This window comes from Paenarthrobacter sp. TE4293, from assembly GCF_050435325.1.
GTDB lineage: Bacteria > Actinomycetota > Actinomycetes > Actinomycetales > Micrococcaceae > Arthrobacter > Arthrobacter nitroguajacolicus_C.
In genome coordinates this window covers 47,672-69,739 of sequence record NZ_JBNJRY010000001.1, presented here as the reverse complement: position 1 = coordinate 69,739, position 22,068 = coordinate 47,672, and the positions used below count along the sequence as shown (strand labels likewise).

The 22,068-nt window shown below is 63.6% G+C and carries 15 protein-coding genes and 1 riboswitch; of the genes, 3 read left to right on the top strand and 12 right to left on the bottom strand.

Annotation, left to right across the window (positions count from 1 at the left end; translation table 11 throughout):
* Positions 1-80: 80 nt before the first annotated feature.
* The 7 genes from QF015_RS00355 to QF015_RS00325 all read right to left on the bottom strand — a co-directional run bounded on the left by QF015_RS00355 (position 81) and on the right by QF015_RS00325 (position 10,273).
* Positions 81-1,445, bottom strand: a complete 1,365-nt coding sequence (locus QF015_RS00355; protein WP_310204245.1) for a glutamate-5-semialdehyde dehydrogenase — start codon at positions 1,443-1,445, stop codon at positions 81-83.
* Positions 1,442-2,623, bottom strand: coding sequence for a glutamate 5-kinase (proB, locus tag QF015_RS00350; RefSeq protein WP_310204242.1), 1,182 nt, complete (start codon positions 2,621-2,623; stop codon positions 1,442-1,444). The genes QF015_RS00355 and proB overlap by 4 nt, the downstream gene beginning before the upstream one ends.
* The gene (gene obgE / locus QF015_RS00345; protein WP_310204239.1) at positions 2,613-4,199 is read right to left on the bottom strand and encodes a GTPase ObgE; all 1,587 of its coding nucleotides are present in this window, start codon (positions 4,197-4,199) and stop codon (positions 2,613-2,615) included. Before obgE ends, proB begins: the two co-directional genes overlap by 11 nt.
* 155 nt (positions 4,200-4,354) lie before the next feature.
* The gene (rpmA, locus tag QF015_RS00340; RefSeq protein WP_003803426.1) at positions 4,355-4,618 is read right to left on the bottom strand and encodes a 50S ribosomal protein L27; all 264 of its coding nucleotides are present in this window, start codon (positions 4,616-4,618) and stop codon (positions 4,355-4,357) included.
* A gap of 62 nt (positions 4,619-4,680) precedes the next feature.
* Positions 4,681-4,989 carry a 50S ribosomal protein L21 gene (rplU, locus tag QF015_RS00335; RefSeq protein ID WP_024816904.1) on the bottom strand — a complete coding sequence of 103 codons (309 nt, stop codon included), beginning with the start codon at positions 4,987-4,989 and terminating at the stop codon, positions 4,681-4,683.
* Between the two features lie 376 nt (positions 4,990-5,365).
* A complete protein-coding gene (gene thiD / locus QF015_RS00330; RefSeq protein WP_429386154.1) occupies positions 5,366-6,883 on the bottom strand; it encodes a bifunctional hydroxymethylpyrimidine kinase/phosphomethylpyrimidine kinase in 1,518 nt (505 codons plus the stop codon).
* A riboswitch (TPP riboswitch) is annotated at positions 6,874-6,972 on the bottom strand. (Overlaps the previous gene by 10 nt.)
* Before the next feature lie 127 nt (positions 6,973-7,099).
* Positions 7,100-10,273: an Rne/Rng family ribonuclease gene (locus QF015_RS00325; RefSeq protein ID WP_429386152.1), complete on the bottom strand. Its 3,174-nt coding sequence runs from the start codon at positions 10,271-10,273 to the stop codon at positions 7,100-7,102.
* 504 nt (positions 10,274-10,777) lie between these two features.
* Between QF015_RS00325 and QF015_RS00320 the strand changes: the two genes are divergently transcribed.
* Entirely contained in the window at positions 10,778-11,458 is a 681-nt protein-coding gene (locus QF015_RS00320) for a vitamin K epoxide reductase family protein (protein ID WP_310204232.1), read from the top strand.
* 98 nt (positions 11,459-11,556) lie between these two features.
* On the opposite strand, the gene ndk is transcribed toward QF015_RS00320, so the two are convergent.
* From ndk to ileS, 4 genes are read right to left on the bottom strand one after another with little or no spacing between them, the layout of a single operon-like run.
* A complete protein-coding gene (ndk, locus tag QF015_RS00315; protein WP_018777822.1) occupies positions 11,557-11,976 on the bottom strand; it encodes a nucleoside-diphosphate kinase in 420 nt (139 codons plus the stop codon).
* A 41-nt stretch (positions 11,977-12,017) separates the two neighbouring features.
* Positions 12,018-12,470, bottom strand: a complete 453-nt coding sequence (locus QF015_RS00310; RefSeq protein ID WP_310204229.1) for a DUF4233 domain-containing protein — start codon at positions 12,468-12,470, stop codon at positions 12,018-12,020.
* A gap of 2 nt (positions 12,471-12,472) precedes the next feature.
* Positions 12,473-13,834 carry a bifunctional folylpolyglutamate synthase/dihydrofolate synthase gene (locus tag QF015_RS00305; protein ID WP_310204227.1) on the bottom strand — a complete coding sequence of 454 codons (1,362 nt, stop codon included), beginning with the start codon at positions 13,832-13,834 and terminating at the stop codon, positions 12,473-12,475.
* A gap of 1 nt (position 13,835) precedes the next feature.
* Positions 13,836-17,123 carry an isoleucine--tRNA ligase gene (gene ileS, locus QF015_RS00300; RefSeq protein ID WP_429386149.1) on the bottom strand — a complete coding sequence of 1,096 codons (3,288 nt, stop codon included), beginning with the start codon at positions 17,121-17,123 and terminating at the stop codon, positions 13,836-13,838.
* Between the two features lie 325 nt (positions 17,124-17,448).
* Here ileS and QF015_RS00295 point away from each other — a divergent pair, with 325 nt between their 5' ends.
* A complete protein-coding gene (locus QF015_RS00295) occupies positions 17,449-18,519 on the top strand; it encodes an endonuclease/exonuclease/phosphatase family protein (protein ID WP_429386148.1) in 1,071 nt (356 codons plus the stop codon).
* A gap of 23 nt (positions 18,520-18,542) precedes the next feature.
* Here the strand turns inward: QF015_RS00295 and QF015_RS00290 are convergent, their stop codons facing one another.
* Positions 18,543-19,334, bottom strand: a complete 792-nt coding sequence (locus tag QF015_RS00290; protein WP_429386145.1) for an SDR family oxidoreductase — start codon at positions 19,332-19,334, stop codon at positions 18,543-18,545.
* Between the two features lie 72 nt (positions 19,335-19,406).
* Here QF015_RS00290 and valS point away from each other — a divergent pair, with 72 nt between their 5' ends.
* Positions 19,407-22,034, top strand: a complete 2,628-nt coding sequence (gene valS, locus QF015_RS00285; protein ID WP_429386143.1) for a valine--tRNA ligase — start codon at positions 19,407-19,409, stop codon at positions 22,032-22,034.
* The last annotated feature ends 34 nt before the right edge of the window (positions 22,035-22,068 follow it).

The following is a 22,068-nucleotide window of genomic DNA, read 5'->3' as shown; positions in this document are numbered from 1 at the left end:
TCTCCCCTAGTTGGTTCTCAAAGGTTTTGCACGGCGGGACTCCCCGACGTTCCGGACTTCTGTTCTATGTTACCGCGTTGCTAGCCGCGGACTTGGCCCTCGCCCTGGACGATCCACTTGGTGGTGGTCAGCTCCGTGAGGCCCATGGGACCCCGCGCGTGCAGCTTTTGCGTCGAAATGCCTACCTCGGCACCTAGGCCCAGTTCCCCGCCGTCGGTAAACCGCGTGGAGGCGTTGACGATCACGGCAGCGGAATCAATCTCGGCAATGAACTTCTCGGCGTTGGCCAGGTCATTGGTGAGGATGGCCTCGGTGTGCCCCGTGGTCCATTTCCGGATGTGGTTCACTGCGGCATCCAGGCTGTCAACCATGGCCACGGCGAGGTCAAGGTCCATGTACTCGGTGGCCCAATCCTCGTCATCGGCAGGAACGGTTTCCACGCCGGCGCCCAGGGCGGAAGCGACCCGTTCATCGACGTGCAGCCTCACACCTGCCGCACGCAAGGCGGCGGCAACGGCCGGCAGGACCGTGGAGCCGGAGTGCACCAAAAGCGTCTCCACCGTGTTGCAGACACTGGGGCGCTGGGTCTTGGCGTTCAGCAGGATCTCTACTGCCATCTCTTCGTTGGCGGATTCATCAATGAAGATATGGACGTTGCCCTCGCCGGTCTCGATGACAGGGACGGACGAGTTGGTGACCACTGTCTGGATGAGGTCCCGTCCTCCCCGGGGAATGAGGACATCGACGCGTCCACGGGCGCGCATCAGCACGTTGGCGCCTTCGCGACCGTACTGGTCCACGGTCTGGACAGCATCGGCCGGCAGGCCCACGGAAGTCAGTGCCTCGCGGAGGATCTGCACCAGTGCCTCGTTGGTGTGGGCGGCAGCGGAACCGCCGCGAAGGATCACGGCGTTGCCGCTCTTGAGGGCCAGCCCGGCAATATCAACAGTGACGTTCGGGCGCGCTTCATAGATGGCGGCCACGACACCCATGGGCACATTGACCTGGCGAAGACGCAGTCCGTTGGGAAGCGTTTGTCCCCGGACAACGTTGCCCACGGGATCCGGCAAACCCGCCAGGTTCTCCAGGGCCGCCACCAGGCCGTCAATCCGGGCAGGAGTCAGCGTCAGCCGGTCCAGGAGTGCTGCCGATGTTCCATTGGCGCGTCCCGCGGCCACATCCTTGGCGTTGGCATCCAGGACGTGCTTGCGGTTCTCCACCAGGGCGGCACCGATGGCGCGAAGAGCACGGTCCTTCCACGCGCGGTTCGCCTGTCCCATGCGGCGGGCAGCCTTACGGGAACGATCGGCAATGGCATGAACAGCCGCCTGGACATCCTCGGTGGAGAGTGGAGCGCCGCCTGCCACAGGGTGCTCGGGCGTTTGCCCGGGGGCACCGTCAACGTCCGGAATCACGGGGGCATCAGGGGTCAGCGCTTCAGTCATGCTCCAAGTTTAGATGAGCGCGGCGCCCGCAGGAGCACCAGATCGTCAACATGAACAACTTCGCGGTCGTAACCCCGGCCCATCGCCTGGCCCAACTCCTGGGTGGTCCGGCCCAGCATGCGCGGGAGCTCGTCCGATGAGTAATTCACCAAACCACGTGCCACTACGGTTCCGTCATGGGCAACCATCTCAACGGGATCACCGGCCTCAAAGTCACCGCTGACCTCCGAAATGCCCGCAGGAAGGAGTGACCTGTGCCGTTCGCGCACGGCTTTCACGGCGCCGTCGTCGAGCATCAACCGTCCGTGGACCGTCGCCAAGTGCGCCAGCCACAAAAGGCGGACGGGCTTGCGGTTGCCGTTGACGGCAAACCAGGTCCCCACGTCCTCCCCTGCCAGGGCGGCCGCTGCGTTGGCAGTTGAGGTGACCAGGGCGTGAATACCGGAACCCGCGGCAATCGATGCGGCTTCCACCTTGGTCATCATGCCGCCGGTTCCGACGCCGGCCTTGCCGGCTTTGCCGATGGTGACGTCCTCAAGGTCCTGGGGACCACGGACCAACGGAATCCGTTGGGCACCTTGGGACGGCGGGCCATCGTAAAGGGCATCGACGTCGGAGAGCAGCACCAGCGCATCGGCGCGGACCAAGTGGGCCACCAAGGCAGCCAACCGGTCGTTGTCGCCGAAACGGATCTCGTGGGTTGCCACGGTGTCGTTCTCGTTGACCACTGGAACCACGCCGAGATTAAGCAGCCGGTCCAACGCCCTGAAGGCATTGGTGTGCTGCGTACGGCGCATGAGGTCATCGGCCGTCAACAGGACCTGGCTGACCGTGACCCCGTGGGCGCTGAAGGCCTGGGTGTAGCGGGCCATCAACAAACCCTGCCCGACACTGGCCGCAGCCTGCTGGGTTGCGAGGTCCTTGGGCCGTTTGGCCAAACCCAAGGGCGCCAGGCCGGCAGCGATGGCCCCGGACGACACCAGGATGATCTCGGTACCGGCGTTGCGTTTGTTGGCGAGGGCATCCACCAGTCCGGTCAGGGACTTCTCGGAAATACCGCCCTTGATGCTGGTCAACGAGGAAGAGCCCACCTTGACCACAATCCGCTTGGCGGTGGCGAGTGCCTGGCGTTCAAGGCCCTCTGCCATGTTCGGCGCGTCGACGGTCCTAGTCGTCATCACCGGAGTCCAGGGTGCTCTCCCTCACGGTCTGCGCACGACGCCCGCTGACGGATTCAGTCCAGATGCCCGCCTTGCGTTCGGCTTCCAGCTCGGCACGGGCTGCGGCCTTGGCTTCGCGGCGTTCAATCTGCTCATCACGCTTTTGCGAACGCGTGGGACGATCACCGATATCCGCAACGCGGATGTCGGTGCCGCGGGGAGTTGCCAGGAGTTCGGCGCCGGCCATCATGGTGGGCTCCCAATCGAATACCACGCCATCGTCCTCGCCGATGACGACGGTGTCGCCGGGCTTGGCGCCAACCTTGAAGAGCTCGGTTTCGACTCCCAGCTTGGCCAGGCGGTCTGCGAGGTAGCCGATGGCTTCTTCGTTGGTGAAGTCCGTCTGCTTGACCCAGCGGACCGGCTTTTCGCCGAGAACGCGGAACAGCGGCTCGAGGTTCTTTTCTTCGCGGCGGATCTTGAACCCGGACTCGTTGACAGCACGCGGCCGCAGGACGGGCGGGGCGACCTTGGGCGGCGCAATTGCCACGGCGTCGCGGGCAGCCTTGACGATCTCCGCCATGGCGAATCCAAGCTGTCGCAAGCCCTCATGGCTGGTTGCCGAGACTTCGAAGACACGGTAGCCCCGCGCTTCCAGGTCCGGACGAACGAACTCGGCCATGTCCTTGCCATCGGGAAGGTCAACCTTGTTGAGGACAACAAGCTTGGGTCGTTCGTTCAGCGGAACCACTTCGCCGTCTACTCCGGCGTAGCTCATGTCAACCGCGTATTTCTCAAGCTCGGCCTCAATGATGGCGAGATCGGAGAGGGGATCCCGATCCGACTCCAGGGTTCCACAGTCAAGGACGTGCACCAGTGCCGCACAGCGCTCTACGTGGCGCAGGAAGTTGTGCCCGAGGCCCTTGCCTTCGCTGGCACCCTCGATCAGGCCCGGGACGTCGGCAATGGTGAAGCGGACCTCGCCCGCCTGAACCACACCAAGGTTGGGAATGAGGGTGGTGAAGGGGTAGTCAGCGATCTTCGGCCGGGCAGCAGACATGGCAGCGATCAGGCTGGACTTGCCCGCGGAGGGGAAACCAACCAGCGCGATATCGGCAATGGACTTCAGTTCCAGGACGATGTCGCTGGATTCACCTTCGATGCCGAGAAGGGCAAAGCCCGGGGCACGGCGCTTCTGCGAGGAAAGGGATGCATTGCCAAGGCCACCTTGGCCGCCGGCGGCGGCAATGTACTCAGTACCCTCACCCACGAGGTCAGCCAGGACTTCGCCGTCCTTGGTCTTGACCACGGTGCCATCAGGGACCGGAAGAATCAGGGTCTCGCCGTTCTTGCCGCCGCGCCAGTCGCCCATGCCCGGACCACCATTGGTGGCATGGCGGTGGGGAGCGTGGTGGTAATCAAGCAGGGTGGTGGTCTGCGCGGATACCCTCAGGATGACATCGCCACCGTTTCCGCCGTTGCCGCCGTCGGGGCCGCCGAGCGGCTTGAACTTTTCCCGCTTTACAGAGACACAGCCGTGGCCGCCGGTTCCGCCGGATACGTGCAGGACTACCCGGTCTACAAAGCTCGCCACGTGGATCTCCTCAGTTGCTGTCTTACAGCGTTTGTTGCTGTTGCCAGCGTTGGTGCAAAAACCAGCGCGCCCGTGGCGCCCTAGTCGATTGTAATGCGGTTAAAAGAACGGTGGAGCGGGCCGTTTGGCCCGCTCCACCGGTTCAGAACTTGTTGTTACTCTGCAGCTGCAGCAGCAACAATGTTCACTACGCGACGGCCGCGGCGAGTACCAAACTCAACCGCACCGGCCTGCAGGGCGAACAGGGTGTCGTCGCCACCGCGACCGACGCCTGCACCCGGGTGGAAGTGGGTGCCACGCTGGCGAACGATGATTTCGCCTGCGGAAACTACCTGACCACCGAAGCGCTTGACGCCGAGGTACTGTGCGTTGGAGTCACGACCGTTGCGAGTGGAACTCGCGCCTTTTTTGTGTGCCATGTGAAATGCCTGCCTCTAAATTCCTGGGGAAACTGAAAAACCTGAACAGCGGGTAACGAAAGTTACGCGATGCTGGTGATCTTGATCTTGGTCAGTTCCTGACGGTGACCCTGACGCTTCCGGTAGCCGGTCTTGTTCTTGAACTTCTGGATGACGATCTTCGGACCACGGAGGTCCTCAAGGATCTCAGCCGTAACCTTGACGTTGGCCAGTTCCGCAGCTGCGGAGGTGACCTTCTCGCCGTCAACCAGGAGCAAGGCGGGCAGCTCAAGCGTGCTGCCGGCTCCACCGGGGACGCGGTTAAGCGTTACGTAGTCTCCAACGGAAACTTTTTCTTGGCGGCCGCCTGCGCGGACAATCGCGTACACCACTTGGGTACTCACTTCTCTCGACGTTTATAACTAAATTTGCGTGCGGAACCTTGAACCGAAATCAGGCTTGGTTCGCGCTGTGCCTCAACGCCGTGGACTTCTGATCGAAGTCCGCGAGTCATCCCATGAACAGATCCATGGGGCATAACCCAAGTGTTGGCGTAAGCACCGAAGATCAAGATTACGCTAGTTTGACCTTCAGCTGCAAATGAGGCCGGGTCCGGAGGCTACCACGTGACTTGCATCACCAGTTGTAACGGACTCTCCCGGCACCGTGCCCATACAGCCTACAGTGTTTGGGCACTATTAACGTGATTTGGCCCCCGACGCGCGGCGGCGCGTTGGAATCCGACCACGAAAGGCCGCGACCACCAGGTCAGGCAAACAGCCGCGGAGCGTCGAAGAAGGCCGTCTCATAGCCGCAGGACCGGGAAAAAGCCTCCATCATGGCCGTCCTCTCCTTTTCGGAAGCTGCCGTGGCGGCGGCATCCGTGAAGTTGATCGCATTCCTGGTGGCTGCGGCGAAATCTTCGTCGGCGTAGGTCTTCAGCCAGTCCGCATAAGGATGCTCAGCCGGGGCGCCCGCCTCCACGTAGGCCGCATGGAGCTGCTGACCCACCTCAGCATAAAGCCAGTAACACGGCAGTATCGATGCCAGCAGGACGGCGTAACTGCCCGTGGCCGATGTCGCCAGTAAATGGTCCACGTACGACTTCGTGACGGGCCCGGTCACCGGGGACGCCTCGCGGGTGCTCAGCCAGTTCCTGTGCAATTCCGATTCAACCTCGAGGCACTGCTGGGAAGCCTTGGCCCAAAAGAGCTGTTCCTCTTCGGTCGGGGCAAGGGCACCTGCCCGGGCCAGGACCCTGGAATACCCGTTGAGGTAGATGGCGTCCTGGGCAAGGTAATAGCTGAACGCCGCTTCCGGCAGGCTCCCTGACTGCAGGCCTTCAATGAAGCTGAGCTTGTAGATGGCTTCGAGCTCAGGAGTGGCTGCTTTCCACATGGCTGCAGCGAAATCCCCCGGCCTCAGGACCCTTTGGTGGTGGAAGTGATGGACCGGTCCGTTTCCTTGGCCCACGTCGAGATTGCCGGAGTGCACCAGGGCCTTGAGCAACCACGGCTTTACGATGCGCAAGGAAGCTTCCCAGTCACCGGTGCGCGCTTGGACGGTGGCCAAGGCCGAGGACAAGGAACATCCCGTGCCATGGCTGTTCTTCGTTTCGACCCTGGGACCAGCTACCTCTATGACGTCCTGGCGCAAAAGCCCGCTGGTGTTCACCAAAGCATCCGGGCATTCCGCGCCGGCCAGATGCCCGCCCTTCACCAGCACCGTGGTGCCGCACTCAGCAGCCAGGCGTTTGCCTTGATCCAACGCTGAAGGCCAGTCTGCGGCCTCGGGCTCCCCCAAGAGCACGGCGAGCTCCGGCAGGTTCGGGGTGATGAGGTCTGCCAACGGCAGGAGAGAGCGGAGCGCCTCCTCGGCAGACCCTTGCAGGAGCCGGTCGCCACTGGTGGCGATCATCACCGGGTCAAGGACCACGACGGCGGGACGCACCGCTTCGAGCCAGCTGCGGACCTCGTCGATGACCGCTGCGTCACCGAGCATTCCGATCTTGACGGCATCAATGGCGATATCGGTGCTGATGGCATCCAACTGCCGGCGCAGGAACTCCACCGGCGGAACATGGACGGCACTGACACCCAGGGTGTTTTGCGCCGTCAGGGCAGTGATGGCAGCCATGCCATAACCGCCCTGCGCGGCGATGCTCTTCAAATCAGCCTGGATTCCAGCCCCGCCGGACGGGTCTGAGCCTGCAATGCTCAGTACGCGGGGCGTTTCCCGGCCGGAAGCCATCAAGGGGTACACAGGAGAATACGACAATGACGTCATGGGGACATCCCTTCGCCGGTGCTAACCGGACAGGTTCAACGGGTCTGGATCTCAGCCTGGCCCAATGCCCGGCACCCCGTGTCAGTCCTCAAGCGTAGCCGGGAAGCTGCGGGACCCGGGAACCTCGCCACACTGAGGACCTGATATGACCGCAAAAGGACCCTGCAGTACCGGCCAAAGGCTGGTTCTGCAGGGTCCTTGAAGGTGCGTTGGGAGCTAGAGCTCCGAGGCCGGTACGCCTACCCCGAGGATGATGGGCTCCTGGGAGGCCGCCGCCTTCTTGGCAGGCTCCACAGAGGCTTTGGCCTCGTGTGCCGTCCCACGGGCAGCCGAAGCGGTCACCTCGTGGTGCTCGACGCTGGTCTCGTTGGCTGCGCCCTGGGCACGGCTGGCACTGCGGTTGCGACGACCACGGCGGGCCCGCGACGCTGAAGTCCCTTGGGGGTCCTCATCGGCAGCCCTCGCCGTGACGGCAGTTTCCTGCACGGCAGCAGCCTTGGGTGCGACCACCGTTTCGGGCTTGGCTTCCGGGGCCGCGCCAAGGTGGGAGAACGCCTCAGCCAGGAGATCCAGGCTCATGGCCGGCTTGGCAGCAGGCGGTTCCTCGTGGTGTTCACCGACCGGCAGGGCAACCTCTTCCCCACCGAAACGCAGCACCGGCGTCGACCGGCCCTCACGAACGGCTTCACTGGCCGCATCCTCTGTCTCGACCTGGGCTGCGGACCCGGCTGCTGCCTGGTGCTGCCCAGCTGCGTGAGCCTGCTCTTCCGCGCGGTGAACTTCGTCATCGTGCAGATGGGCGGCGTGGGCGGCAGCGGCAATGGTGGCAAGTGCCGCCCTGGTTGCCTCGGCCTTGGCCTGCTTGGCCGGGTCCTGCGGTTCGTTGGCTACAGGAGAGGCAGCAGGGGCCGGCGTCGTCGTGTGGACCGGCGCAGGAGCGTCGGCCACAGCCTGTCCCCCGCCCTTGCCGCGGCGGCGCTTGCGCTCCGTCCGGGCAGCGGGTTGCTGCGCCTCGGGGTGGGGGCGGTGGTGCTCGGCAGCCACGACGTTGGCGCGGCGGTGCTCCACGGGCTCGTCGTGCGTGACGACACCACGGCCGGCACAGTGCTCACACTGCTCACCGAAGACCTCCAGGAGCCCGGTGCCCATGCGCTTGCGGGTCATCTGGACGAGGCCCAGGGACGTCACTTCGGCCACCTGGTGCTTGGTACGGTCGCGGCCCAGACACTCAACCATTCGCCGGAGGACGAGATCGCGGTTGGACTCGAGGACCATGTCGATGAAGTCGATGACAATGATGCCGCCGATGTCGCGCAGGCGGAGCTGCCGGACTACTTCCTCGGCCGCCTCAAGGTTGTTCTTGGTAACCGTTTCTTCAAGGTTTCCACCGCTGCCGGTGAACTTGCCCGTGTTGACGTCCACCACAGTCATGGCTTCGGTGCGGTCGATGACCAGCGAGCCGCCGGACGGGAGGAAGACCTTGCGTTCGAGCGCCTTGTGGATCTGCTCGTCTATGCGCCAGGCAGCAAAGATGTCCTGGTCCTTGGTCCACTTTTCAAGGCGGCCCACGAGGTCGGGAGCAACGTAGGTCACGTACGCCTCAATGGTGTCCCAGGCGTCGTCGCCGGAGACGATCAGCTTGGAGAAGTCCTCGTTGAAGACGTCGCGGACAACCTTGATGGTCAGGTCAGGTTCGCCGTACAGCAGTTCAGGAGCAAGGACCTTGGTGGAGGAGGCCTGGCCTTCGATGCCTTCCCACTGTGCACGCAGGCGGTTGATGTCGTGCGTCAGTTCCTCTTCCGACGCCCCCTCAGCGGCAGTGCGGACAATAACGCCTGCATTTTCCGGCAAACGGTCCTTCAGGATGCGCTTGAGGCGGTTGCGTTCGACGTCGGGCAACTTGCGGGAGATCCCGGTCATGGAGCCACCGGGCACGTACACCAGGTAGCGGCCGGGCAGGGAAATCTGGCTGGTCAAGCGGGCGCCCTTGTGACCCACAGGGTCCTTGGTGACCTGAACCAGGACGGAGTCACCGGACTTGAGGGCGTTCTCGATCCGGCGCGGCTGGCCTTCGAGGTTGACCGCATCCCAGTTGACTTCACCGGCGTACAGCACGGCGTTGCGGCCGCGTCCGATGTCCACGAAGGCAGCTTCCATGGACGGCAGGACGTTTTGGACCTTGCCCAGGTAAACGTTGCCGATCAGGGAGTCCTGCTGGGTCTTGGAAACAAAGTGCTCGGCAAGAACGCCGTCTTCCAGGACACCGATCTGAATTCTGTCGTCGCGCTGGCGGACGATCATCTGGCGGTCCACTGACTCGCGGCGGGCCAGGAACTCGGCCTCGGTGATGACTTGGCGGCGTCGTCCGGTCTCGCGGGATTCACGACGGCGCTGCTTCTTGGCTTCAAGCCTGGTTGAACCCTTGACGCTGGCAACCCGGTTGGAGGGCGCCGTCTCCGTGACCGGCCGCGGAGCGCGGACACGGGTGACAGTGTTGGGCGGATCGTCGTCCGAGCCGCCGGTCAATTCAAGGTCCTGGTCGCCACGGCGACGGCGACGACGGCGGCGGGAGGTCACACCTTCCTCGGCGACCTCGGCGGCCGGAGCTTCCTCGTCCTCGGACTCGTTGTCTTCCCCGGCCTCGTTGTCGTCGCGGTCGGTTCCGCGGCGGCCGCGGCGTCCACGGCTCCGACGACGACGCCGGCTGCCGGCATCGTCAAGCTCAGCTTCAGCACCGGGCTCAGTGTCTTCCTCGGTTTCTTCTTCCTTCTCTTCCACAGCGACAACGCGGGGAACAGTAGTGAGGTCAGGAGCCTGGAAAATCATGGAGGTGATGGACACGGGCTCCAGGAACAGCGAGGTGGAAGCAGCGGAAGCAGCGTCCTCCTGGGTGGCTTCGCCGGAGGGAACGTCCTCGACCGGCTCTTCCGGAGCGGGAGCTGCCTCAGCAAGAGGCGGCGTTTGCTGGGAGGCGGCGTCCGGCGTCGTGGTTTCCACCACGGCTTCCCCAGCTGCGGGTTCCTCAACGGCCTCTGCTTTGGGCTTGGCAGCACGACGACGGCGGACCGGCTTTTCGGGGGCCGGCTCGGCGACGGTTTCGGGCTGGGCTTCTACTGCGGCTTCCGGCGCGGCAGCGACGTCGTCACCCAGCCCGGGCAGTGGTTCAGCGGACTCCGCCTTCTTGCGTGAGCGGGTGCGGCGCACCGGGGCTGCCGGGGCGTCCGTTGCCGCCGGCTCGGTTGCTTCTGCAGCGGCGGCTTCGTCTGCCGGCGCCTCTGCAGCAACTTTGGGCGCAGCCTTGCGCCGGGTCCGGGTGGTTTTCTTGGGCACTTCCGCGGTTTCCGCGGGAGCTGCCTCGTCATTAACGGCTACAACCTGGTCATTATCCATATGTGGCAACACTCCTGCCCCAGCGACGCCGCCACATCCGGCGCCCAGTGGGGCAAATATTGTCAAAACCCGCAGGCGTTGACAGAAGTCGGTAGTATACCTTCCGGTTCGCACCATCATTGGGGTGCGGCAGCCCTGGAAGGCCGGCGTCCTCATTCTGAAACCCGTTGTTCTGCTGCCACAACCAGGTGCCGTCCATTGTCATGGCGGGCCTACCGGGGATCACGTGATCCAGGCATGCCCAGCTCATCTTGGCGGTCTTGGGAACAAAGTCACCGGACCGGATTCCGAATGTGGATCGGATTCCGGCCATGATCATTCTCTCACACCCGTTCACCTTCCCACGGTAGGCCGCTGTGTCGCGCAGTGCCAAGGAGATCCGGCGCCAAAGAGATCCGGTGCCAGGGAGAAGCTGGGGGCACTCTCCAGCCTGCGGCGTTACAATCCTCCCAAGAGCCCATACCGGCCAGGCCGGCCCACTTGTTGAAAAGGACCACATCCGCGATGCCGAGCACAGCCAGGGAAAACCTGGCCAACCAATCCAGCAACAGTGGCGGCGACTTGACCCCACTGGCAGGCGCCCAGCAGGAGTCACTCCCCCGGGTTGTCCGTGACAAGCCTTTTGCCTGGCTCCTCCTGATCACCGGCGTCATCGGGTGGTTGGCTTCGGGAGCCCTGGTGCTGGAGAAACTTGAGGTGCTCAAGGATCCCAATCACGTGACGGTGTGCGATGTGAATCCCTGGGTGTCCTGCGGAGCCGTAATGCAGACGCCGCAGAGTTCGGTGTTCGGGTTCCCCAATATGTTCATTGGCATCGTTGCCTTTGCCGTCATCATCACCACGGCAATGGGTATCCTCGCCGGCGCAAAATTCTCACGGGGCTACTGGCTGGGACTCCAGGCAGGCGTAACACTTGGTTTTGCCTTCGTCGTCTGGCTGTGGTCCCAGGCCCTTTACGCCATCCATGTGCTCTGCCCGTTCTGCATGGTGGTGTGGGCTGCCATGATCCCGCTGTTCGTGTGGGTGACCATCCGCAATGTCACCCATGGCGTCATCAAGGCACCCCCTGCCGCAGCAAAGCTGCTGGGCGAGTCCGGCTGGATCATCGTGGCGCTGCTGTACGTCGCCGTCATCGCCACCATCTTCTTCTCGTTCCTGCATGTCTTCGTGGGATCTTCCGCCTAGGAACAACCCCTTGCCGGAACAACCCTTCGGGGGGATAACAGAAAAGGCCAATGCTCTTTACGAACATTGGCCTTTTCCGTTAATTCGGTGGGGCGTCGTCAGCCGGCGAACCAGATCTTGATCTCGCGCTCAGCAGACTCGACAGAGTCCGAGCCGTGTACGAGGTTCTGCTGGACTGCCAGGCCCCAGTCGCGGCCGAAGTCGCCACGGATGGTGCCCGGTGCCGCCGTCGTCGGATCCGTGGTGCCAGCCAGCGAGCGGAAGCCTTCGATCACACGGTGGCCTTCGAAGACCGCTGCAATGACCGGTCCGCTCAGCATGAACTCAACCAGGGGCTCGTAGAACGGCTTGCCCACGTGCTCCTCGTAGTGCTGCTCCAGCAGTTCGCGGGTCGCGTTGACCTTCTTCAGCTCCGCCAGGGTGTAGCCCTTGGCTTCGATCCGGGCAAGGATGCTTCCGCCCAGGTTGCGGGCGACGCCGTCGGGCTTGACCAGGACAAGGGTCCGTTCAATGCTCACAGTTGCTCCAATGTGGTTGGTCGGTGGTTTTCCCAGCCAGTTTACGGGGTTTGCGGGTCTGCTTCGTCACCGTGGGCAGCGTTCCATTCCGCCTGCTCACGGTCCCGCTGGACAACCTCACGGTCAATCCTCATGCCGGCCCTGATCCCGTACCACCAGCAGATGGCAAACAGGATACCCACGATGAACATCGTCGGTTCGGCGAAGCCGGTCAGGATCAGCACCAGCTGCAGGGCCCAGCCGACGGCGATGCCCCAGGGCTTGGACAGCACCGCGCAGGCGAGCACCAGCACCACGCTCAGGGCGATACCGACGCCCAAAATGATGCCCGGCGCCACTTCCCCCCGCCTCAAGCCGAAGACGGCCAACGTCCCGAAGAAGGCCACAAAGGCTTCGAGCAGGAGCACTGTGGAAGCGAACATCACCTTGGTGGACCGGCGCTTCTTGGGCATACCGGGCCGCCATTCACGTTGCGCCTTGGTCAATTTCGCCATGCTTAGGCACCGGCCTTTCCGAGCAGGATGCGTGCCTCGGCCACCACCGTGATGGAACCGGTCACCAGGACGCCGCCTGCGAGGTCGTCGTTGGACTCCGCCCGCTCAACAGCCCACTCAAGGGCGTCATCGAGCTTCTCGGCAATGTGGACGTTGTCCTCGCCGAAGCCAAGGTCGACGGCGAGTTCGGCCAGTTCCGCTGCGGGAACCGCACGTGCCGAGTTGGATTGCGTGAAGCAGAATTCCCCGGCCAATCCACCGAGGGACTCCTTAAGGGTTTTCAGGATCTCCTCGGCGTCTTTCTCCCGCAGGACCCCCACCACCACCACGAGCTTGCTGAAGCTGAAGGCCTCCTGGATCGCCTCGGATGAGACGCGGATGCCGTCGGGATTGTGCGCGGCATCAACCACCACGGTAGGCGCGGTGCGGACGACTTCCAACCGGCCGGGCGACGTTACGGTGCCAAACGCCTCCTTGAGGACTTCTCCATCGAGTTCCTTCTCTCCCCCGCCAAAGAACGCCTCCAAGGCGGCCACTGCCACAGCAGCATTCTCGGCTTGGTGGGCTCCGTGCAGTGGCAGCAGAAGGTCCTCGTACCGGCCCGCAAGTCCCTGGATGGTCAGGACCTGGCCGCCCACGGCAACGGCGCGGGACTCGACACCGAACTCAACGCCCTCAAAGCGGAACGGTACGTCCACTTCACGGGCCTTCTCCAACAGGACCTGTGCGGCATCAACCGGCTGGGCAGCGCTCACCAGGAATCCGCCGGGCTTGATGATGCCGGCTTTTTCGTAGGCGATGTCCTCGGTGGTGTCGCCCAGGAGATCCGTGTGGTCCAGGGAAATAGGGGTGATGACCGAGACCTGGCCGTCTCCGACGTTGGTGGCATCCGTGATGCCACCCAAACCGACTTCAATCACTGCGACGTCCACCGGCTGGTCAGCGAACACCGCAAAACCAAGGATGGTCAGGCACTCGAAGTACGTCAGCCGCGGCTGGTTGTCGGCGACGAGTTCGTTGTCCACGATTTCCAGGTAGGGACGGATCTCGTCCCAGATGCGTACGAAGGTTGCGTCCGGAACAGGTTCACCGTCGATGCTGATGCGCTCAGTGACTTTGGACAGGTGCGGGCTGGTGTAGCGGCCGGTGCTGAGCCCATGGGCACGAAGCCCGGCCTCAATCATCCGGGCCGTGGAGGTCTTCCCGTTGGTTCCGGTGATGTGGATAATCGGGAAGGCCTTGTTCGGCTCACCCAGCACGTCCATGGCGCGGAAGAGCGGAGCCAGTCGTGGTTCCATCTTGTTTTCCGGCGCACGGCCCAGTAGTTCGGCATAGACGCTCTCCACTGAGAATTCGTCAGTCATGTCAGGCCCCTGCCTTCGCAACGGTGACCTGGGGTTCATCCACACTCGCCAGGAGGACCTCAAGTTCCAGAGTCAGTGTTTCGGTTTTGACGAGGTCGGCGTTGGCCGCAAGGGCGTCCACCACGTCCTGTGCGGCCTCCACGGAAGTATGGATGCGGTCACTGACGTTCAATCCGGCGTCCTTGCGTGCCTGCTGGATGGCACGGACCATGTCGCGGGCCAACCCTTCCGCGGCGAGCTCCGGAGTGACTTCGGTGTTGAGGACCACGAACCCACCGCCGGGCAGAACCGCTACCGCGGAGCTTCCGCCGTCGGCCGCTTCTGCCACCACGGTCTCCAGCGTGTATTCGTGCGGCTCAAGCTCGAGGCCACCCGAGACCACGACGCCGGAATCATCGACGGACCAGTCACCGGACTTGGAGCCCTTGATGGCCTGCTGCACGTTCTTGCCAAGGCGCGGGCCGGCGGCACGGGCGTTTACTACGAGCTTCTGCTCGATGCCGAACTCCTCAGGTGAGGCAGTAGCGGCGTCCAGCAGACGAACCGAGCGCAGGTTCAGTTCATCAGCAACGACGGCGGCAAAGCCTTCCAGCGCGTCGGCACCGGGTGCCACAACAGTCAGCTCCTGCAACGGGAGACGGACACGCAGGTTGGCGCCCTTGCGCAGGCTGGAGCCGGTGGAACAGATCTGCTGGATCCGGTCCATGGCCTCAACGAGGTCAGCGTTGGCCGGGAACAGCGAAGCGTCAGGCCAGTCGGCCAGATGCACGGAACGACCTCCCGTGAGCCCGCGCCAGATCTCTTCCGAGACCAGCGGCAGCAACGACGCCGAGACCCGGCACACTGCTTCGAGGGCGGTGTAGAGCGCGTCGAAGGCGTCCACATTCTCGTCGAAGAAACGCTGGCGGCTGCGGCGGACGTACCAGTTGGTCAGCATGTCCAGATAGCTGCGCAGTTCATCGCAGGCACCGGAGATGTCATAGCTGTCCAGGCTGGCAGTGACGTTCCGGACCAGGTCCCCGGTGTTGGCCAGGAGGTACTGGTCGAGTGTGTCGGCATAGCCGTCGTAGCGCAGCTTCGCTTCGTAGCCCGCACCGCCATTGGCGGCATTGGTGTACAGCGTGAAGAAGCTGTAGACGTTCCACAACGGCAGGATGACCTGGCGGACGCCGTCACGGATGCCCTGCTCAGTCACGATCAGGTTGCCGCCTCGGAGGATGGGGCTGGACATCAGGAACCACCGCATGGCGTCTGAACCGTCACGGTCCAGGACCTCGGACACGTCCGGGTAGTTCCGCAGGCTCTTGGACATCTTCTGGCCGTCCGAGCCCAGGACGATGCCGTGGCTGATGACATTGCGGAACGCGGGCCGGTCGAACAGCGCCGTGGACAGGATGTGGAGCATGTAGAACCAGCCACGGGTCTGGCCGATGTACTCCACGATGAAGTCCGCGGGATTGTGGGTATCGAACCATTCCTCGTTCTGGAACGGATAGTGGACCTGGCCGTAGGGCATGGAGCCGGAGTCGAACCAGACGTCCAGGACATCCTCGACGCGGCGCATGGTGGATTTCCCCGTGGGGTCATCGGGGTTGGAACGGGTCAGTTCATCGATGAACGGACGGTGCAGGTCCACCTGTCCCTCGTTGTTCACCGGGAGGCGGCCGAAATCGGCCTCAAGGTCTGCCAGTGAACCGTAGACGTCGGTGCGCGGGTATTCGGGGTCGTCCGACTGCCACACCGGGATGGGCGAGCCCCAATAGCGGTTACGGCTGATGGACCAGTCGCGGGCGTTGTCCAGCCACTTGCCGAACTGTCCGTCCTTGACGTTGCCAGGGATCCAGTTGATCTCCTGGTTCAACTCGGACATGCGGTCCTTGAACTTGGTGACCTCCACGTACCAGGAAGATACGGCGCGGTAGATCAGGGGGTTCCGGCACCGCCAGCAGTGCGGGTAGCTGTGCTCGTAGCTGGCCTGCCGGACCAGGCGGCCGTCGGCACGGAGCACCTGGGTGATGGGCTTGTTGGCGTCGAATACCTGCAGCCCAACGATCGATGCCAGCTCGCCATGGGCAAACAGCGGCAGGAACCTGGCGCCCTCATCCACGGAGAGAACCACCGGGATGCCGGCGTCTTCACAGACCTTCTGGTCGTCCTCGCCGTAGGCCGGAGCCTGGTGGACGATGCCAGTACCGTCAGTGGTGGTGACGTAGTCCGCTACCAGGAAACGCCAGGCGTTCTGCGTGCCGTACTTCTCGGTGTCGGCAAAGTCGTTCCAGAGCGGTTCGTACTCCACGCCTGCCAACTCGATGCCCTTATAAGTGGAGACAACAGCGGCAGCCGCGGCAGCACCGTCGTCGTACCCCAGGTCCTTGGCGTAGGAGCCCACAAGGTCAGCGGCGAGCAGGAAGCTGCCAGTGACCGGGGCTTCAGCGGAAGCCGCCTTCACACCGTTCGGTCCTGCGGGCAGGACTGCGTAGGAGATGTCAGGCCCGACGGCGAGCGCCAGGTTGGTGGGCAGCGTCCAGGGCGTGGTGGTCCATGCGAGCGCTTGGACACCTTCCAGGACTTTGGAGAGCCCGGACTCCCCGGCCTTGATGGGGAACGTCACCGTGACCGTCTGGTCCTGCCGGTTCTTGTAGACGTCGTCGTCCATGCGAAGTTCGTGGTTGGACAGCGGTGTTTCGTCCTTCCAGCAGTACGGCAGGACGCGGTAGCCGTTGTAGGTCAGGCCCTTCTCGTGCAGCTGCTTGAAAGCCCAGAGGACGGACTCCATGTACTCGACGTTGAGGGTCTTGTAGTCGTTCTCGAAGTCCACCCAGCGGGCCTGGCGTGTGACGTAGGCCTTCCACTCGTTGGCGTACTTCATGACGGAAGCGCGGCAGGCGTCGTTGAACTTGTCGATGCCCATCGCTTCGATCTGGGTCTTGTCCGTCATGCCCAGTTGCTTCATGGCTTCGAGTTCGGCAGGAAGGCCGTGGGTGTCCCAGCCGAAGCGGCGCTCCACACGCTTGCCGCGCTGTGTCTGGTAACGGCCTACGAGGTCCTTGGCGTAGCCGGTCAGCAGGTGGCCGTAGTGCGGCAGGCCATTGGCGAACGGGGGACCATCGTAGAAGACGAATTCGTTGCTGCCGTCCTTGCCGGCATCGCGCTGGTCGATGCTTGCCTGGAAGGTGCCGTCTTCATCCCAGTATTTGAGGATGCGCTCTTCGATTTCCGGGAACTTCACGGAAGCGGACACGCCCTGCGTGCCGGACGAAGACGCTGAGGCCTTGGGGTAGTGGGTCATCTCATATCCTGTGATAGCTGGTTGACTGTCAGGATGCGAGGACGGCTTCTGTGCTGCCTGTCGGCTGCGCAGGTACCGCGGTACCACCTCACTTACCGGAACGGATATTCCGGCCTCTCATTACTGCTGTGACGGGCTTACCCGTCCGGTTCTACTGGGTGCTCCCAGCCTGGGGGCTTTCTGCACTGTTCTTCCGGAAGCTCACCGGTGATGGCCGGGTCAAAGCTGGTCCCCCAAGTCTAGCGGCAGCGTGGCGCATCGTTCTACCCGGGAGCTCATCCCCGGGATGGAGTCCGGCATCCCCGGCGATGAATAGACTCAACCCATGACCCACCCCGCTCCGGCTTTCTCCGGGACCCGCCCGCTGCGGAGGCGCGCATCCATCGCCTGGTCCGTACTGGCCCTTGTTCTGATCCTGCCGGTGGCAGGGGTATCGATGTTCCGGGCGATCCCCGCCGAATGGCCGCTCCTGGTGGTCCAACTGCTTTCCTTCACACCCTGGATGGTGCTGCCCGCGGCGTTGGCAACGATCCTCGCGGCGCTGGGGCGCCGCCTGTGGGTGATGATCCCGACGGCGGCCCTGCTGGCTCTCCAGCTGTTCTGGCTGTTTCCGCTGGACAACGGAAAACCGGAAGCGCTGCCTGCCGGCACCGCCACTGCATCGCTGAAGGTGATGAGCCTCAATTCGGAATATGGCGAGGCGGACGCCGGTACCATCGTGCAGTTGGTCCGCGGGAACGGCGTTCAACTGCTGACGCTCCAAGAGCACACCCAGCGCCTGGAGGATGCGCTCAGCGCGGCCGGCCTGAACGAGGTGCTGCCGAATGTCCTGAGCGAACCCAACGACGATGCGTCCGGCGGCGCCGTGTATTCGGTGTTTCCGCTCGAGGCTGTGGGGCTTTTGCCTGACACCCCGTTCCGGATGGATGTCACACGGGTGCTGGTGACAGATCCGGGTGCCGCTGCCACGGCGACGCTGAACCTCACCAACGTCCATACCCTTCCACCCGTTGATGAGCGGATCGGGCAATGGCGCAGTGACCTGGACAAGGTGGCCCGCCAGGCTTCCCGGCCAGGAAACCAACTGTTGGTGGGTGACTACAACTCCACCTACGACCACAGCGAATTCCGCACCCTGCTGGACACTGCCCTGGGCAATGTCCAGGGCGGCGTCCGGGGCAGTGGACAGGGCGGCAGGAAGCTCGTCGACGTCGGCACGGCCTCCGGTGGCCGCTTCTCCCCTACCTGGCCGATGGAGGGGGCCGCACTGCCGGGGATCGTGCTGGACCATATGGTGACGACCCCGCGGATCAGCAGCAGCGGGTACCAGGTCCACAAGGTTCCGGGCAGCGACCATGCAGCCATCATGGCAACACTGACCATTCCGGCCGGCTAGCACCAGCGGGCATCGTTCGGGCTTCAGCCTTCTTTGCGGATCAACTTGTGGTTGGCTGCCTGCGCCACAGGACGGACGACGATCTCGTCCAGGTTGATGTGATGCGGCAAGGAGACGGCGTACTTCACGACGTCCGCCACGTCCGCGGCCGTCAGGGGCTTCTCGACGCCGGCATACACCTTCGCGGCCGCGTCCTTGTCGCCCAGCCGGTTGAGGGCGAACTCCTCCGTCTGCACCAGTCCCGGAGCCACCTCGATGACACGGATGTTGTTGCCGACTTCTTCCAGGCGCAGCGCATTGGTCATGGCATGCTGGGCGAACTTGGCGGCGTTGTAGCCGGCACCGCCCTCGTAGGCGGACAACCCGGCAGTTGAGGTCAGGTTCAGGACGGTACCTTCCCCGTGTTCCCGCAGCATGGGCAGGAATGCGCGGGTGATCTTCATGGTGCCCAGGACGTTGACCTGGTACATCCATTCCCAATCCTCCGTATCAGCATTGGCGATGGTGTCCGCGCCCCGGGCTCCGCCGGCGATGTTGATGAGCGTGTCAGCACCTCCGGCTTTGGTGACGGCCGCGAGCAAGGCCGCAACGTCGTGGTCGTTGGTGATATCCGCCGGGAACGGCACGGCACCGGTCTCCGCACCCAGGGCTCCGAGCCTTTCGGCCCTGCGCGCAACGGCGAAAACCTGCCAGCCAGTGGAAACCAGGGCCCTGACGGTCGCCTCACCGATGCCGGTGCTTGCACCGGTAACCACGGCTGTCTTGTTCTGTGCTGGATTCTGTCCTGAAGTTCTGCTGTGCTCTGCCAAAGTCATGGCACCACCATATCGGGGGTTCGCTGCCGCCCAGCGGCGGGTTGTCACGCCGGGCCATGAAACAATTGGTCCATGGCTGAATCAACGCAGGGTACAGACACGCCCGCCACCGCCCCCATCAACGTTCCCGACAAGCCGGCCCTTGAAGGCCTCGAGGCTGCCTTGACGCAGCGCTGGCTTTCAGAAGGAACCTACAAGTTCAACCCGGACACCACCCGGGAGCAGGTCTACTCGATCGACACTCCCCCACCCACGGCCTCGGGCTCGCTCCACGTGGGCCACATGTTCTCCTTCACCCAGACCGACGTCCAGGCCCGCTACATGCGCATGACCGGCAAGAACGTCTTCTACCCCATGGGTTGGGACGACAATGGCCTGCCCACCGAGCGCCGCGTCCAGAACTACTACGGTGTGCGTTGCGATCCCGCCATCCCTTACAAGGCCGACTACACGCCCCCGGCACAGCCGGCCAAGAACCAGCGCGACTTCGACGTCGTCTCGCGCCGCAACTTCATCGAATTGTGCGAGCAACTCGCAGTTGAGGACGAGAAGGTCTTCGAGAATCTGTTCCAGACCCTTGGACTGTCCGTGGACTGGGACCTGACCTACCGCACGATTGACGACACCTCCCGTGCCGTATCGCAGCGCGCCTTCCTGGCCAACCTGTCCGCCGGCGACGCCTACATGGCTGAGGCACCCACCCTGTGGGACGTCACTTTCCGCACCGCCGTGGCCCAGGCCGAGCTCGAGGACCGCGACGTTGCCGGCGCCTATTACCGCTACCCCTTCTTCACTGAAGATGGCGGGAAGGTCTTCATCGAGACCACACGCCCGGAACTGCTCGCTGCGTGCGCCGCGTTGGTGGCGAACCCCGACGACGAACGGTACCAGCCGCTGTTCGGCAAGACCGTGAAGTCCCCGCTCTTCGACGTCGAGCTTGAAGTGAAAGCCCACCCCCTTGCCAAGGCCGACAAGGGCTCCGGCATCGCCATGGTGTGTACGTTCGGTGACCTGACCGACGTCACATGGTGGCGTGAACTCCAGTTGCCCACCCGCGCCATCATGGGTCGGGACGGCCGCATCATCGCCGAAACCCCCGAGTGGATCACCACCGAGGCCGGCAAGGAAGCCTATGCCGCGATTGCCGGTAAGACTGCCTTCTCCGCCAAGGAAGCCGTGGTGGAACTTCTCAAGGCAGCGGACCTGCTGGACGGCGAACCGAAGAAGATCACCCACCCGGTGAACTTCTTCGAAAAGGGCGACAAGCCCCTCGAAGTTGTCACGTCCCGTCAGTGGTATATCCGCAACGGTGGCCGCGATGAGGATCGTCGCGAGCGCTTGATCGGCCGGGGCCAGGAAATTACCTTCCACCCGGCCTTCATGCGGTCCCGCTACGAGAACTGGATCGCTGGCCTGAACGGCGACTGGCTGGTCTCCCGCCAGCGCTTCTTCGGCGTACCCATCCCTGTTTGGTACCCGTTGGACGCCCAGGGCAACCCGGATTACAACAACCCCATCCTGCCTTCGGACGAAATGCTGCCCGTTGACCCTGCTGCGGACGCCGCCCCCGGGTTCGAGGAAGCACAGCGTGACCAGGCCAACGGCTTCACAGGTGACGCCGACGTCCTGGATACGTGGGCAACGTCTTCACTGACTCCCCAGATTGTGGGTGGCTGGAGCCGTGACGAGGACCTGTTCTCCAAGGTCTACCCCTTCGATCTCCGTCCCCAGGGCCATGACATCATCCGCACCTGGCTGTTCTCCTCGGCCGTCCGTGCCGATGCCTTGCAGAAAAATGCACCGTGGAAGCATGCCGCCATCTCCGGCTGGATCCTGGACCCGGACCGCAAGAAAATGTCCAAGTCCAAGGGCAACGTGGTGGTGCCCACCGATGTGCTTAACGAGTTCGGTTCCGACGCCGTCCGTTACTGGGCGGCCTCGGCAAAGCTGGGTGCAGACACTGCCTATGAAATCGCCCAGATGAAGATCGGCCGCCGTCTGGCCATCAAACTCTTGAACGCTTCCAAGTTTGTGTTGAACCTGGGCGCCACGGAGAACTCGGTGGTGACCTCCGACCTCTCGGTACTGACCAACCCCTTGGACCGTGCGCTGCTGGCACAACTGTCCGACGTTGTTGCCCAGTCCACCAAGGCGTTCGAGAACTACGACTACGCCCGTGCGCTCCAGATCACCGAGTCCTTCTTCTGGCAGTTCACGGATGACTACGTGGAGCTCATCAAGGACCGCGCCTATGGGGCGGCAGGCGAGACCGAGCAGGCTTCTGTCCTGGCCGCCCTGGCGACAACGCTGGACTCCCTCCTGCGCCTGTTCGCGCCGTTCCTGCCCTTCGCCACCGAAGAGGTCTGGGGCTGGTGGCGCACAGGATCGGTTCACCGCGCGCAGTGGCCTGCCGCCTTGGACATCACCGACGGCGACACCACCATGCTGGGCACGGTGGGCATAGCGCTCAGCGGCATCCGCAAGGCCAAGTCCGAGGCGAAGGTCAAGCAGCGCACCGAGGTGCTGTCGGCATCCATCACAGCCTCGGAGGTCCTGGTTGCCCAGTTGAAGGCAGGCCTGGGCGATCTGAAGGCAGCCGCCAACGCGCAGGAAATCACCCTGCAGTCCGGCGAAGGTGAATTGACAGTCAGCGACGTTGTCCTGGCTCCGGCGGAGGAAGCAACCGCGTCCCAGCCATAGTCCCGGAAGATAACGAGCCCGGTTGATTGTGGGC

Bases quoted from the DNA above. Each gene is read 5' to 3' on its own strand.
- QF015_RS00355 (WP_310204245.1), bottom strand. From the start codon at position 1,445: ATGACTGAAGCGCTGACCCCTGATGCCCCCGTGATTCCGGACGTTGAC.
- proB (WP_310204242.1), bottom strand. From the start codon at position 2,623: ATGACGACTAGGACCGTCGACGCGCCGAACATGGCAGAGGGCCTTGAA.
- rpmA (WP_003803426.1), bottom strand. From the start codon at position 4,618: ATGGCACACAAAAAAGGCGCGAGTTCCACTCGCAACGGTCGTGACTCC.
- thiD (WP_429386154.1), bottom strand. From the start codon at position 6,883: ATGACGTCATTGTCGTATTCTCCTGTGTACCCCTTGATGGCTTCCGGC.
- QF015_RS00325 (WP_429386152.1), bottom strand. From the start codon at position 10,273: ATGGATAATGACCAGGTTGTAGCCGTTAATGACGAGGCAGCTCCCGCG.
- QF015_RS00320 (WP_310204232.1), top strand. From the start codon at position 10,778: ATGCCGAGCACAGCCAGGGAAAACCTGGCCAACCAATCCAGCAACAGT.
- QF015_RS00310 (WP_310204229.1), bottom strand. From the start codon at position 12,470: ATGGCGAAATTGACCAAGGCGCAACGTGAATGGCGGCCCGGTATGCCC.
- QF015_RS00305 (WP_310204227.1), bottom strand. From the start codon at position 13,834: ATGACTGACGAATTCTCAGTGGAGAGCGTCTATGCCGAACTACTGGGC.
- ileS (WP_429386149.1), bottom strand. From the start codon at position 17,123: ATGACCCACTACCCCAAGGCCTCAGCGTCTTCGTCCGGCACGCAGGGC.
- QF015_RS00295 (WP_429386148.1), top strand. From the start codon at position 17,449: ATGACCCACCCCGCTCCGGCTTTCTCCGGGACCCGCCCGCTGCGGAGG.
- QF015_RS00290 (WP_429386145.1), bottom strand. From the start codon at position 19,334: ATGACTTTGGCAGAGCACAGCAGAACTTCAGGACAGAATCCAGCACAG.
- valS (WP_429386143.1), top strand. From the start codon at position 19,407: ATGGCTGAATCAACGCAGGGTACAGACACGCCCGCCACCGCCCCCATC.